Origin of the sequence: Nonomuraea sp. NPDC049400 (assembly GCF_044466425.1) — a bacterium.
GTDB lineage: Bacteria > Actinomycetota > Actinomycetes > Streptosporangiales > Streptosporangiaceae > Nonomuraea.
Genome location: NZ_JBITMP010000042.1, coordinates 89,479 through 101,865, shown reverse-complemented (window position 1 = coordinate 101,865; position 12,387 = coordinate 89,479). Strand labels below are relative to the sequence as shown.

The window sequence follows — 12,387 nt, the reverse complement described above, 5'->3', positions numbered from 1 at the left end:
ATCGGGCCACCAAGCTCGATCACAGGCCCGGCTCAGCAGATCGCGATCGAGATGCAACCGGCCGGGATCGACCGCTTTACACCAGCTACCTAGAGTAGGCGGGTGCTTCCAGATCTTCGCCAGCCGCTGGTGAGGCAGCTCGCCGAGTCCGACGCGCCCCGCCGCTACTGGCACATGGCCGACGAGGACGGGCGCGCCTGGCTCTTCGAGAGCGTCGAGGGCGACGCCAACGAGCAGTGGGCGGTGCGGCAGGTGCTGGTGACCGCCGACCGGGCCGCCCGCCGCTACTGGTGGCGTCACCTGCAGGACGAGCACGGCTTCCTCGCCGACCAGCCGCTGGAGATCTGGGAGCTGACCGAGATCACGGAGCCGGCGTTCGAGTCCGTCTGGGAGGCGAGCGCCGGCTGAGCCCGGTTCAGCCGCGGGCGGCCAGCGCCGGGTAGAGGAGCTCGAGGTCGCCCGAGAGGGCGGCCCTGGCCTGCTTGCTGATCGTGTCGGCCAGGACCTCGTACGCCTCGGACTCCAGCGCGTCGAGGGTCTGGGCGACGACCTCCGCAGGGGAGATCTTCGGGCCGGTGGCGTGGGCGGCCATGTCCGTGTCGATGTAGCCCGCGTGCACCCCCAGGACGTGGGTGCCCTGCTTCTTCAGCTCCACCCGCAGGGCGTTGGTCAGCGACCACGCCGCGGCCTTCGACGCGGCGTACGTGCTCACCTCCGGGAACGTGATGAGCGACAGCACCGACAGCACGTTGACCAGCGCGCCGCCGCCGTTGCGGGCCAGGACCGGGGCGAAGGCGCGGCTCATGGACAGGGTGCCGAAATAGTTGGTCTCCATCTCGGCACGGGCCGAGTCCAGGTCTCCGGCGCCCATGCGGGCGATGCCGGCGTTGTTGATCAGCAGGTCCACGTCGGCACAGCGGGCGGCCGCGGCCGCGACGGCGTCCGGGTCCGTGATGTCGAGCTCGATCGCGACGAGGCCCGCGCCGCTGATCGTGGCGGGGTTCCTGGCGGCCGCGTACACCGTGCGGGCGCCCCGGTCCAGGAGGGCCTGGGCGAAGGCGGCGCCCAGGCCGCGGTTCGCGCCCGTGACCAGGGCGACGCTGCCGGAGATCTTCATGTTGAATCCTTTGGTTGTCGTTACAGTCGTTCGAGGATCATGGCGTTGGCCAGGCCGCCGGCCTCGCACATGGTCTGCAGGGCGTAGCGGGCGCCGCGCTCGCGCATCGCGTGCACCAGCGTCGTGGCGATGCGGGCGCCGCTCGCGCCCAGCGGGTGGCCGAGCGCGATGGCGCCGCCCTTGACGTTGACCTTGGCCGGGTCGGCGCCGGTCTCCTGCAGCCAGGCCAGCACGACGCTCGCGAACGCCTCGTTGACCTCGAACAGGTCGATGTCGGCGAGACTCAGCCCCGCGCGGCGCAGCACCTTCTCCGTGGCGGGGATGACGGCCGTGAGCATGAGGATCGGGTCCGCGCCCGCGACGGCGAAGCTGTTCAGGCGGGCCAGGGGGCGCAGGCCCAGCCGGGCCGCCGTCTCCGAGCTCGTGATCAGCACGGCCGCCGCCCCGTCGTTGATCGGGCTGGTGTTGCCCGCGGTGACCGACCAGTCGATCTGCGGGAACCGCTCGGCGTAGCCCGGGTCGGCGAAGGCGGGCTTGAGTCCGGCCAGGATCTCCGGTGTCGTGCCCGGGCGTACCGACTCGTCGCGCTCGAGCCCGGCGAGGGGCGCGAGCTCGTCGGCGAAGGAGGCCGCGGCGGCCTTGCGGTGCGAGTCCGCGGAGAACACGTCCTGCTGCTCGCGGCTGAGCGACCACTTGGCGGCGATCAGCTCGGCGCTGATGCCCTGCGGCACCAGGCCCTCGGGGAAGCGCGCGGCCATCGCGGGGCCGAATGGGTCGGCGCCGGGAGGCACGTTCGACCACATCGGCACGCGGCTCATCGACTCCACGCCGCACGCCACCACCAGGTCGTACGCGCCCGCCATGACCCCCTGCGCGGCGAAATGCACGGCCTGCTGGGACGAGCCGCACTGCCGGTCCACGGTGACCGCGGGCACCGACTCCGGGAAGCCGGCCGCCAGCCAGGCGTTGCGCGTGGTGTTCATGGCCTGCTCGCCCACCTGGTCGACGCAGCCGCCGATCACGTCGTCCACCAGCGACGGATCCACCCCGCTGCGCTCGATCAGCGCGCGCAGGGTGTGGGCGAGCAGGTCCACCGGATGGATCCCCGTCAGGCCGCCGCCCGCCTTGCCCTTGCCGATCGGAGTGCGTACGGCCTGCACGATGACCGCGTCACGCATCGCGCCCTCCTTGTGGGTTGGAAAACTGAACCCACTCTAGCGCGAGCGGGTTGGGTTTTCCAACGCACCTCTGATCAGCTGGAGAAGCTCACGATGCCGTTGATGATCAGGTGGACGGCCATGTCGAAGTTGTGGCCGATCTCCTCGGGGGCGTCCGACATGTGGCCCTGGGTCGAGGACACGATGAAGCCCGCGACGAACGCGTTCAGGATCTCGCTCGTCCGCCGCAGCTCCGGCTCGGGGACCCCCGCCAGCCGCAGGATGCGATAGAGCGTCTGCCAGATCGCCATCTGGTGGTCGGCGACGAGCTGAGGGTGGGTGTGCACATATCCCCACAGGGCCGGATGTTCTCGGGCGTGCCGGTGGTACGCCAGTGCCAGTGCCTTGAGCTGGTCCTGCCAGGGGGCGCCGTCGTCCTGTGGCATGTGCATCTGCTTGGCCGCGATGGCGCAGACCAGCTTGAGCAGCGCCTCCTTGCTCTCCACGTGGTGGTAGAGCGACATGGGGTTGACGTCCAGCTCGGCTGCCAGCTTGCGCATGGACAGCCCCTCCACCCCGCCCTCGTCTATCAGGCGTACCGCCGTGGAGCCGATCTCTTCGAGGGTCAGGGGAGTTCCCCTGCGTGCGCTCACCGCCATACGCCGTATGGTAGCGTCAACCATACGGTGTATGGCTACTCGAAAGGGAGCAATCATGGCGCAGATCCCCGCACCCCAGGGCCTGCCCATCCTGGGCAACACGCTGCAGATTCCCTCTCACTCGCCGATCGAGCACTTCGTCCAGGTCGCCTCCCGGTACGAAGAGGGCATCTTCCGGCTGGAGATCGCCGGTCGCACGATCGTGCTGGCGTACGACCCCGATCTGGTCGCGGAGGCGTGCGATGAGAGCCGGTTCGTCAAGCGCATCAGGCCGCCGCTGTCGATCGTGCGCGACTTCGGCGGCGACGGGCTGTTCACGGCCGACCACGACGAGCCGGTGTGGGGGCACGCGCATCGCATCCTGATGCCCGCCTTCAGCCAGCGCTCGATGAAGGCGTACTACCCGCAGATGCTCGAGATCGCCGAGCAACTCGTCGAGTCCTGGGCTGGCCGCCAGGGGGAGGACCTGCCCGTCGCCGACGACATGACCAGGCTCACCCTGGACACGATCTCGCTCACCGGGTTCGGCTACCGGTTCCACTCGTTCGACTCGCCCGAGCTGCACCCGTTCCTGCAGGCCATGGGTGGCGCGCTGACCGCGGCCATGCTGCGCAACCAGCAGCTGCCGTTCATCACCAAGCTCAAGCGCGGGCAGGAGGAGGGCTACCGGCGCGACATCGCCACCATGCAGGAGCTCGTCGACGACGTGATCAGGCAGCGCCGTGCCGAGGGCGTCAGCGGCTCGAAGGACCTGCTGGGCCTGATGCTGGAGGCGTCCGACCCGCAGACCGGCGCCCGCCTGTCCGACGAGAACATCCGCAACCAGGTCCTCACCTTCCTCATCGCCGGCCATGAGACCACCAGCGGGCTGCTCTCGTTCGCCCTGTACAACCTGCTGCGCGAGCCGCACACCCTGGCGCGCGCCTACGACGAGGTGGACCGGCTGCTGCCGGGCGACGAGCCGCCCACGTACGAGACGATCATGAAGCTCGACGTCATCCCCCGCATCCTGGAGGAGACGCTGCGCATCTGGTCGCCGATCCCGGCGTTCGCCGTGGCGGCGGTCGAGGACACCACGATCGGCGACTACCCCATCGCCAAGGGGCAGAGCGTCACCATGCTGCTGCCGATGCTGCACCGCAACCCCAAGGCATGGGAGCGGCCCGGCGAGTTCGACATCGACCGCTGGCTGCCGGAGAACAAGAAGAACCACCACCCCGGGGCGTACAAGCCGTTCGGCAACGGCGAGCGCGCCTGCATCGGCCGCCAGTTCGCGCTCACCGAGGCCAGGCTGGCGCTGGCGATGGTCCTGCGGCGGTTCGCGATCTCCGACCCGAACGTCTACCGCATGCAGATCAAGCAGACGCTCACGCTCAAGCCCGACGGGTTCACGCTCAGGGTCCGCGAGCGGCGCGCGCACGAGCGGGCCGTGGTCGTGGCCCAGGAGGTCGAGGAGAGCGAGCAGCAGGAGATCGCCGTCACCGGCGTCCCGCTCACCGTCGCGTACGGCTCCAACCTCGGCACCAGCTCCGACATCGCCGAGCGCCTGGCCGAGCGGGCCGGCCGCGCGGGCTTCGCCACCACGCTGACCACGCTCGACGACATGACGCCGCCGGGCGAGGGCCTGCTGATCGTGGTCGCCTCCTCCTACAACGGCAAGGCCCCCGACAACGCCCAGCACTTCGACGCGCTCGAGACGCTGCCCGACCTGTCCGGGGTCCGGCTGGCCGTGCTGGGCTGCGGGAACACGCAGTGGCCCACGTACCAGGAGTTCCCGAAGCGCGCGTACGAGAAGCTGACGGCCGCGGGGGCGGTGCCGCTGATCGAGCGCGGCGAGGCCGACGCGGACGGCGACTTCGACGGTGACGTGTCCGCGTGGACCGCGAAGCTGTGGTCGGCGCTGGCCGAGGAGTACAGCGCCTCCGCCGAGAACGCCGGGCCGCGCTACGAGATGGAGGTCCTGAACGAGGCCGAGGTCAGGCCCGCGGTCGTCTCCTCGCGTGCCTTCCCGCTCACCGTCGTCGCCAACGAGGAGCTGACCGGCGACCCCGCCGGGCTCTGGGACTTCTCGATCGAGGCGCCGCGTCCCGGCGTGCGCTCGATCGTGGCCAGGCTGCCCGAGGGCGTCACGTACTCGGCGGGCGACCACGTGGCCGTCTTCGCCAAGAACGACCCCGAGCTGGTGGAGTGGGCGCTGCGCTGCCTGCGCGTCCCCCGGGAGCAGGTGGTACGGCTGCGCGCCGCCGGATCCACCCACCTGCCCGTGGACACGCCGGTCACGGCGGGCCTGCTGCTGACCGAGTTCGCCGAGCTGCAGGACGTGGCCACCAGGGCCGACATCGAGGCGCTCGCCGCCCACACCGAATGCCCCTGGACCCGCGGCCAGCTCGCCGCGCTGACCGCCGCCTACGCCGACGAGATCCTCGCCAAGCGCCTCTCCCCGCTGGCGCTGCTCGAGCGCTTCCCGGCGATCTCGCTGCCGCTGCCGGTGTTCCTGGAGATGGCCGGGCCCATCAAGCCGCGCTACTACTCGATCTCCTCCTCGCCGCTGGCGGACCCGTCGCTCGTGCGCCTCACCGTCGGCCTGGTGGAGGGGCCCGCGTGGTCGGGCACCGGCACGTACCAGGGCATGTGCTCCGCCTACCTCGCCGGTCTGAAGGAGGGCGAGGTGTTCTACGGCTACATCCGCGTGCCCGCGCCGCCGTTCCGGCTGCCGGACGACCCGGCCACGCCGGTCATCCTCGTCGGCCCCGGCACCGGCTTCGCCCCGCTGCGCGGCTTCCTCGAGGAGCGCGCCCTGACGGGCGCCTCCGGCCGGGCCGAGATCTTCACCGGGTGCCGCCACCCTCAGCACGACGAGCTGTACGCCGGCGACCTCGCCCGCTGGGGCGTGTCCGCGCACGTCGCGTACTCCGCCGTGCCGGGGCACCCGTACCGGTACGTCCAGGACGCCATCGCGGCGCACGCCGGCGAGGTGTGGGAGCTGCTCTCGCAGGGCGCCCACGTGTACGTGTGCGGCGACGGGCTGCGGATGGCTCCGGCGGTGCGGCAGGCGCTGCTGGACATCCACCGGGAGCGGACCGGGCAGGACGGCGCCGAGTGGCTGGCCGAGCTGGAGGCGGCCGGACGCTACCAGCAGGACGTGTTCGCCTGACCGCCCAGAGCGCCGGCCCGCCGCCCGGCACCGGCTCCGACGCCGCGCCGCGGGCCGGCGCGCGCCGGCGCCGGGTGGGGCCGGCGGGCGGCTGAGTGGTGCGGCGCGGCGGCATGGTGCGGAGGTGTGTGCCCTATTGGGTGGCGGCACGGCGCGGGGGCGCGTGCCCCATCGGGTGGCGGCACGGCGCGGGGGCGTACTATGACCTGCGGAAACTTGCGCCAGCCCTTTATCGACAATCCGGACTTAACCCTGCATGCTGGGATATAACCGCAGCATGTGCGACATATCCGTGGAATATTCTCGAAACCTTTCCACGGCACTGTGGGAGCCTCTGGAAAGGGGGCGGCAATGCTGCTGCGACTGAGGGTGTCGCTGCCAGACCGGCCGGGTGGCCTTGGCCAGATCGCCAGGGCTTTGGGCGCGCTTGGGGCGGACATCCTGCAAGTCACCGTGCTCGAACGCGAGAGCGGTCGGGCCGTGGACGACTTCACCGTCTCGTGGCCGGGGCCGGTGACCACGTCCGAGGCCCGCGAGCGGCTGTCCGCCGTGCCGGGTGTACGGGTGGAGGGCGTCTGGGCGACCAAGGAGGTGCCGGGCTCGGCGCTGGACTACGACCTGCTCATGCACGTGGTGTCCGAGCCCGCGCGGGGCTTCGCCACGCTGGTGGACGCGCTGCCGGGGTTGTGCGGTGCGGAGTGGTCGGTGGCGCTGGCCGACGGGGCCGTGCGACACGCCTCGCTGGCCGCTCCCAAGAAGTTCGAGCTGGACCTGCCGGAGCCGCCGCCGCGTGCCGCCACCATGGACGCCGACGAGCTGCGGTTGATGCTCCTGCCGGTGGTGGCCCAGGGCCTGCATCTGGTGGTGGCCAGGGCGGACGGGCCGGTGTTCCACCGCGCCGAGCTGGAGCGTGCCGCCCGCATCGTGGACGTGGTCGCCAAGCTGGCCGCCCGGGCCGCCCGCTGACGTTCAGTCGTGGCGGGGCAGGCCCGAGACCTCGTGGCCGGCGTGGAACAGGGCCTCGGCGATGAGTGCCCGTACGTGGGAGTCGCGCGCCCGGTAGAGCACGCGACGCCCGTCCCTGCGCGTGTCCACCAGGCCCGCCAGCCTGAGCTTGGCCAGGTGCTGCGACACGGACGGTCGCGGCACGCCGATGGCCTGGGCAAGTGAGTTCACATCCTGCTCGCCGGATGACAACAACCACATCAGCCTCAGCCGGGTGCCGTCGCTGAGCATGCGAAAGGCGTCCACGGCTGCGTTCACCTGGGCGGGAGTCGGTTGCTCCTGCGACTGGTTGGCACCTGAGACGTTGTCGCGTGCGTACATGACTACATATCCTGGTCAAAACGGACCAATCGCGCAAGCGAGGGGATGCCATGGCTGACCAGCGGGACCTTCGAGGGCACGGGCACGGGCATGGGCATGGGCATGGGCATTCTGGGGCGGCGGGGAGATTCGCGCGCATGGTACGCGAGGTCGTGCCCCACGGCCTGTTCAGGACGCACAGCCACGACAGTGCCGACAAGACCGACGCCGCCCTTGAGTCCAGCAGCCGTGGCATGCGCGTGCTGGCCATCTCGTTCGCCGTCCTGATGGCCACCGCCGCCGTCCAGGCGGTGATCGTCGTGGCCTCCGGTTCGGTCGCGCTGCTCGGCGACACCCTGCACAACCTCGCGGACGCCCTCACCGCCGTCCCGCTGGCGATCGCGTTCTCCCTCGGCCGCCGCGCCGCCACCCGCCGCTTCACCTACGGGTACGGCAGGGCGGAGGACCTCGCGGGCATCGTCATCGTTCTCCTGATCGCCGCCTCGGCGGCCCTGGCCGGGTACGAGGCCGTCATGCGGCTGCTGAACCCCCAGGACATCAGGGCCGTCGGCTGGGTGGCGGGGGCGGCCCTGGCCGGGTTCGCGGGCAACGAATGGGTGGCCCGGTACCGGATCAAGGTGGGCAGGGAGATCGGCTCGGCCGCCCTGGTGGCGGACGGCCTGCACGCCAGGACCGACGGCTTCACCTCGCTGGCCGTACTCCTGGGCGCGGGCGGCGCGGCGCTCGGCTTCCCCCTCGCCGACCCGATCGTGGGACTGCTGATCACGTTCGCCATCTGTTTCGTGCTGCGCGACGCGGCCCGCGAGATCTACCACCGGCTCATGGACGCCGTGGACCCCGCCCTCGTGGACGCCGCCGAACGCATCCTGGGCGCGGTGGACGGGGTGCGGCGGGTCGGCTCCGTACGCCTGCGCTGGATCGGTCACGCCCTGCACGCCGAGGTGGAGATCCTCGTGGACCACGGCATGTCGGTGGTGGCCGCGCACGCGGTGGCGGTGGAGGCCGAGCACCGGCTCATCCACGACCTCCCGCGGCTGAAGGCCGCCACCGTCCACACCGACCCGCACGGCCCGGCAGGCGCCGACCACCACGCCAGCCTGTCTTCCCACCGCACCACCTGAACCTGCCCCGTGCCCCACGCAGGCGTGGGCCGGCCTACCGCGCCGCGACCTCGGCGAGCCTGGCCAGGAGGGCGGTGACGCGTTCACCGGCCGCCTTCGCGCCCCCGGAGGTCAGCGCGGATCCCATCCCGCAGGCCACGGCGCCCGCCGCGATCCATTCCGGCGCGTTGTCGATGGTCACGCCCCGGTGGGGATCGCGGGCGCCTGGGGCAGCGCCTGCCGTACGTCCCGCAGCCACGACGGCGACACGCCGGAGGCCGGGAAGATCTTCACCGCGTCCGCACCCTCCTCCAGAGCCCGGACGATCTCGGTCGGGGTCGCCACGCCGGGGAAGACGGGCACGCCGTGGCGGTGGCCGGTGCGGATCACGTCGGGGTGCAGGCTCGGCGAGACCAGGAACCGCGCCCCGGCCTCCACGGCGGCGCGGGCCGCGGCGGCGTCCAGCACGGTGCCCGCGCCCACCAGCGCCTCAGGCCGCCGCTCGGTGAGGCGCGCGACGGCTCGCACGATCTCCCACCGGTACATTACTTCCCTTCTCACGATGTACGCCGTCCGGGCCGCTGACCTGCGGGCCGTCCGGGAAATGCGCGGCGCCGCGCCACGCCGGCGCCCGTGATTTCCACGCGTCCGACTCCAGAACCGCCACCCGTCTCCCTTGACCGCGAGCCGACCGTGAGGAACGCTGAAGCGGGAGACGTTGCCGGGGGCTATTGCGCGTGAGGCGTCCATTCATCACCTTGCTGGCCGCCAATGCCCTTTCCGTCACCGGAAACGTGCTGTCCATGCTCGCCGTCCCGTGGTTCGTCCTGGAGAGCACGGGAAGCGCCGGGCTCACGGGGCTGGCCGCCTTCGCCACGACCTTCCCGATCGTCATCTCCGCGGCGTTCGGCGGCACGCTGGTGGACTGGCTGGGGTTCCGCTGGGCGAGCGTGCTGTCCGACCTGACGAGCGGCCTCGTCGTGCTCGCCATCCCCGCGCTGTCGCTGACGACCGGGCTCTCCTACCCGCTCCTGCTGCTGCTGTTGTTCGTGCGCTGGCTGGTGGCCACCCCGGGGGAGACCGCGCGCAAGGCCATGCTGCCCGACCTGTCGGCGCTCGGGCGGGTGCGCATCAGCCGCGCGACGGCCGCGTACGACGGCGTCAACCGCGGCGCGACGATGGTGGGCGCCCCGCTCGCCGGGATCCTCATCCTCTGGGCGGGTCCCAGCACGCTGCTCATCGTCGACGGCGTCACCTTCCTGCTCTCCGCCCTGCTCATCTCCGGCGGAGTCCCGCACATCGACGCGGGAGAACGCGAATCCGGCGGCTACCTGCGCGACCTGCGCGACGGGCTGACCTTCCTCTGGCGCGACCGGCTGCAGTTGAGCGCCACCGCGATGATCGTGGTCGTCAACATGCTCGACACGGGCGTGACCCAGGTGCTGCTGGCGCTGTACGCCCGCGACGTGGCAGGTGACCCCCGCGCGTTCGGCCTGCTCACCGGCGGGCTCGGAGCGGGCGCGGTGGCCGGGACGATCGTCTACGGCGCGGCCGGCGGACGATTACCCATGCGGCTCACCTACGGCTGGTGCTTCCTCATCGCCGGCGTCCCGCGCGTATTGGTGCTGGCCCTCGGCGCCCCGTTTCCCGTGGCGCTCGGCGTGGCCGCCCTTTCCGGATTCGCGGCCGGCGCGATCAACCCCATTCTCGGCGTGATCCAGTTCGACCGCATCCCCGCCCGCCTGCGAGCGCGGGCGCTCAGCGCCATGACGGCCGCCGCCTACGCGGCCATGCCGCTCGGTGGGCTGCTGGCCGGCTCGCTCACCGAACTGGCCGGTCTCGCGGCCACCCTGTACGCGTTCACCAGCGTCTATCTGATCGCGTCGATCCCGCCGTTCGTCTGCCGGGCCTGGCGCGAACTGGACCGGCCGTCTACCGCGTAAACCTGGCCAGCAGCAGGGACTCGGTGATCGGGGACTCGTGGGTGCCGGCGACGGTGCAGGCGTGCGCCCCCGCGATCGACCCCAGCCGTACGCACTCCTCCAGCGACCGGCCCCGCACCGTGCCGTACAGGAAGCCGGACACGAACGCGTCGCCCGCGCCGTTGCTGTCGGCCACCGGCCCGGGCAGCGGCACCGCCGGGAACGCGCGCGGCTCGCGGTCGCGCGTCAGGACGAGACAGCCGTCGGCCCCGCGCGTGCACACGACCGTGTGGGCCCGGCCGCGCGCGAGGATGTCGCGCATCGTCGTCAACGGGTCCTCGAGGGCGGTCGCCGACAGGAACACCAGGTCGGACCGGTAGGCGAAGTCCTTGTGGTAGTCGTTGGCGCCGTCCCAGTCGTGCAGGTCGGTGGAGACGGGGACGCCGTCGAGGTCCGGGTAGGCGTGGCGGCAGAAGTCCATGATCGAGACGTGGACGTGCCGGGCGCGCACGTTCGCGTACAGCTCGCGCGGCAGGCGCTCGCCGGGCGTGACCTTCGGGTCGTGGAGCGAGGTGCGGCGGCCGTCGGGGCCGACGAGCAGCACGCTGCGCCGGGTGCCCGCCGCGGCCGGCCCCCAGGAGCAGTCGATCTCGCGCAGCGCGTGGCGGACGAGCGCGCCCTGCGGGTCGTCGCCGATCAGGTCGGCGAAGGCGACGCCCAGCCCCAGGGCGTGGCAGCCCAGCGCCACGCCCGCGCCGGTGTTGCCGATCCGGTCGACGACCGGCGGCACGTGGTAGGTGTCCTGGTACGGCAGCGGCAGCTCAGGCACGTACACCGTCGTATCGACCCCGGAACCGCCGAGGACCAGAACGTCGTGCGTGTTCGTGGCCCCGCTCCGCAAGGCGGGTCCGGTCACTCCGCTCACCGGTTGACCAGGGGGCCGGAGCCGGTGGAGCCGCGGACGACCAGCTCCGGCTGGAAGATCAGCTCGACGTGCTTGGCCGGGGCGCCGTTCACCTCTTCGAGCAGCGTCTGCACGGCCGCCGATGCCATGGCGCCGATCGGCTTGCGCACGGTGGTCAGCGGCGGGTCGGTGAACGCGATCAGCGGCGAGTCGTCGAACCCGACCACGGACACATCTCCCGGCACGGACAGCCCCTTCTCCCTGCAGGCGCGGATCGCGCCCAACGCCATCAGGTCGCTCGCGCACACGATGCCGGTGCAGCCGCGGGTCAGCAGCTGCGCGGCGGCCGCCTGCCCGCCCTCGACGGAGAACAGGGAATGGGCGATCAGCTCATCGACATCGGTCGCGCCGAGCAGCTGCGCCATGGCCTGCTTGTAGCCCTCGATCCTCCTGATCACCGGCACGAACCTGCGCGGCCCCAGCGCGAGCCCGATCCGCTCGTGGCCGAGGTCGACCAGGTGCTGCACGGACAGCCGGGCCGCCAGGCGGTCGTCGGAGGAGATGAAGGGCGCGTCGATCTTCTCGCTGTAGCCGTCGACCAGCACGATCGGCAGGCCGCGGTCGGTCAGCCGGGTGTAGCGGTCCATGCGCGCGGTCGTGTCGGCGTGCAGCCCCGAGACGAACACGATGCCGCTCACGCCGCGATCGACCAGCAGCTCGGTGAACTCGTCCTCCGGCGCGCCGCCGGGCAGCTGGGTGCAGAGCACCGGCGTGTAGCCGTGCTGTGTCAGCGCCTTCTCGATGGCCTGCGCGAACGCGGGGAAGATCGGGTTGTCCAGCTCCGGCGTCACCAGGCCGACCAGCCCGTTGCTGCGCTGCCGCAGCCGGGGCGGGCGCTCGTAGCCCATGAGGTCGAGCGCGGCCATCACCGCCTGGCGGGTGGCGGACGACACGCCTGGCTTGCCGTTGAGCACCCGGCTGACCGTGGCCTCACTCACCCCGGCCTGGGCGGCGATGTCGGCTAGGCGAGCGTGACCGTTCATGCCAC

The 12,387-nt window shown here is 71.8% G+C and carries 13 protein-coding genes; 5 read left to right on the top strand and 8 right to left on the bottom strand.

Annotation, left to right across the window (positions count from 1 at the left end):
* Positions 1 to 102: 102 nt before the first annotated feature.
* Entirely contained in the window at positions 103 to 408 is a 306-nt protein-coding gene (locus tag ACIBVN_RS44390) for a hypothetical protein (RefSeq protein WP_397146322.1), read from the top strand.
* Between the two features lie 7 nt (positions 409 to 415).
* On the opposite strand, the gene ACIBVN_RS44385 is transcribed toward ACIBVN_RS44390, so the two are convergent.
* From ACIBVN_RS44385 to ACIBVN_RS44375, 3 genes are all read right to left on the bottom strand, one after another.
* On the bottom strand, positions 416 to 1,117 hold the full coding sequence (locus tag ACIBVN_RS44385) for an SDR family oxidoreductase (protein ID WP_397146321.1): 702 nt from the start codon (positions 1,115 to 1,117) through the stop codon (positions 416 to 418).
* Between the two features lie 20 nt (positions 1,118 to 1,137).
* On the bottom strand, positions 1,138 to 2,295 hold the full coding sequence (locus ACIBVN_RS44380) for a thiolase family protein (protein WP_397146320.1): 1,158 nt from the start codon (positions 2,293 to 2,295) through the stop codon (positions 1,138 to 1,140).
* Positions 2,296 to 2,369: 74 nt separating this feature from the next.
* Positions 2,370 to 2,933 carry a TetR/AcrR family transcriptional regulator gene (locus ACIBVN_RS44375; protein WP_397146319.1) on the bottom strand — a complete coding sequence of 188 codons (564 nt, stop codon included), beginning with the start codon at positions 2,931 to 2,933 and terminating at the stop codon, positions 2,370 to 2,372.
* Positions 2,934 to 2,988: 55 nt separating this feature from the next.
* On the opposite strand from ACIBVN_RS44375, the gene ACIBVN_RS44370 reads away from it, so the two are divergent.
* Together ACIBVN_RS44370 and ACIBVN_RS44365 are read left to right on the top strand one after the other, a co-directional pair.
* A complete protein-coding gene (locus ACIBVN_RS44370) occupies positions 2,989 to 6,087 on the top strand; it encodes a bifunctional cytochrome P450/NADPH--P450 reductase (protein WP_397146318.1) in 3,099 nt (1,032 codons plus the stop codon).
* 351 nt (positions 6,088 to 6,438) lie between these two features.
* The gene (locus ACIBVN_RS44365; RefSeq protein ID WP_397146317.1) at positions 6,439 to 7,053 is read left to right on the top strand and encodes an ACT domain-containing protein; all 615 of its coding nucleotides are present in this window, start codon (positions 6,439 to 6,441) and stop codon (positions 7,051 to 7,053) included.
* Positions 7,054 to 7,056: 3 nt separating this feature from the next.
* Here the strand turns inward: ACIBVN_RS44365 and ACIBVN_RS44360 are convergent, their stop codons facing one another.
* The gene (locus ACIBVN_RS44360; RefSeq protein WP_397146316.1) at positions 7,057 to 7,413 is read right to left on the bottom strand and encodes an ArsR/SmtB family transcription factor; all 357 of its coding nucleotides are present in this window, start codon (positions 7,411 to 7,413) and stop codon (positions 7,057 to 7,059) included.
* 137 nt (positions 7,414 to 7,550) lie between these two features.
* Between ACIBVN_RS44360 and ACIBVN_RS44355 the strand changes: the two genes are divergently transcribed.
* Positions 7,551 to 8,534: a cation diffusion facilitator family transporter gene (locus ACIBVN_RS44355; RefSeq protein WP_397146315.1), complete on the top strand. Its 984-nt coding sequence runs from the start codon at positions 7,551 to 7,553 to the stop codon at positions 8,532 to 8,534.
* Positions 8,535 to 8,568: 34 nt separating this feature from the next.
* Here the strand turns inward: ACIBVN_RS44355 and ACIBVN_RS44350 are convergent, their stop codons facing one another.
* The gene (locus ACIBVN_RS44350; protein ID WP_397146314.1) at positions 8,569 to 8,715 is read right to left on the bottom strand and encodes a hypothetical protein; all 147 of its coding nucleotides are present in this window, start codon (positions 8,713 to 8,715) and stop codon (positions 8,569 to 8,571) included.
* Positions 8,712 to 9,074, bottom strand: coding sequence for a bifunctional 4-hydroxy-2-oxoglutarate aldolase/2-dehydro-3-deoxy-phosphogluconate aldolase (locus tag ACIBVN_RS44345; RefSeq protein WP_397146313.1), 363 nt, complete (start codon positions 9,072 to 9,074; stop codon positions 8,712 to 8,714). Before ACIBVN_RS44345 ends, ACIBVN_RS44350 begins: the two co-directional genes overlap by 4 nt.
* A 176-nt stretch (positions 9,075 to 9,250) precedes the next feature.
* Between ACIBVN_RS44345 and ACIBVN_RS44340 the strand changes: the two genes are divergently transcribed.
* Complete coding sequence (locus tag ACIBVN_RS44340) at positions 9,251 to 10,456, top strand: MFS transporter (protein WP_397146312.1); 1,206 nt, start codon at positions 9,251 to 9,253, stop codon at positions 10,454 to 10,456.
* Here the strand turns inward: ACIBVN_RS44340 and ACIBVN_RS44335 are convergent.
* Together ACIBVN_RS44335 and ACIBVN_RS44330 are read right to left on the bottom strand one after the other, a co-directional pair.
* Positions 10,446 to 11,360, bottom strand: a complete 915-nt coding sequence (locus ACIBVN_RS44335; protein ID WP_397146311.1) for a carbohydrate kinase family protein — start codon at positions 11,358 to 11,360, stop codon at positions 10,446 to 10,448. The two genes, ACIBVN_RS44340 and ACIBVN_RS44335, sit on opposite strands and share 11 nt — an antisense overlap.
* A complete protein-coding gene (locus ACIBVN_RS44330; protein ID WP_397146310.1) occupies positions 11,357 to 12,382 on the bottom strand; it encodes a LacI family DNA-binding transcriptional regulator in 1,026 nt (341 codons plus the stop codon). The genes ACIBVN_RS44335 and ACIBVN_RS44330 overlap by 4 nt, the downstream gene beginning before the upstream one ends.
* Positions 12,383 to 12,387: the final 5 nt, after the last annotated feature.

Excerpts from the sequence above, each read along its gene's own strand:
- ACIBVN_RS44385 (WP_397146321.1), bottom strand. The coding sequence starts at position 1,117 with ATGAAGATCTCCGGCAGCGTCGCCCTGGTCACGGGCGCGAACCGCGGC.
- ACIBVN_RS44380 (WP_397146320.1), bottom strand. The coding sequence starts at position 2,295 with ATGCGTGACGCGGTCATCGTGCAGGCCGTACGCACTCCGATCGGCAAG.
- ACIBVN_RS44375 (WP_397146319.1), bottom strand. The coding sequence starts at position 2,933 with ATGGCGGTGAGCGCACGCAGGGGAACTCCCCTGACCCTCGAAGAGATC.
- ACIBVN_RS44370 (WP_397146318.1), top strand. The coding sequence starts at position 2,989 with ATGGCGCAGATCCCCGCACCCCAGGGCCTGCCCATCCTGGGCAACACG.
- ACIBVN_RS44365 (WP_397146317.1), top strand. The coding sequence starts at position 6,439 with ATGCTGCTGCGACTGAGGGTGTCGCTGCCAGACCGGCCGGGTGGCCTT.
- ACIBVN_RS44360 (WP_397146316.1), bottom strand. The coding sequence starts at position 7,413 with ATGTACGCACGCGACAACGTCTCAGGTGCCAACCAGTCGCAGGAGCAA.
- ACIBVN_RS44355 (WP_397146315.1), top strand. The coding sequence starts at position 7,551 with ATGGTACGCGAGGTCGTGCCCCACGGCCTGTTCAGGACGCACAGCCAC.
- ACIBVN_RS44330 (WP_397146310.1), bottom strand. The coding sequence starts at position 12,382 with ATGAACGGTCACGCTCGCCTAGCCGACATCGCCGCCCAGGCCGGGGTG.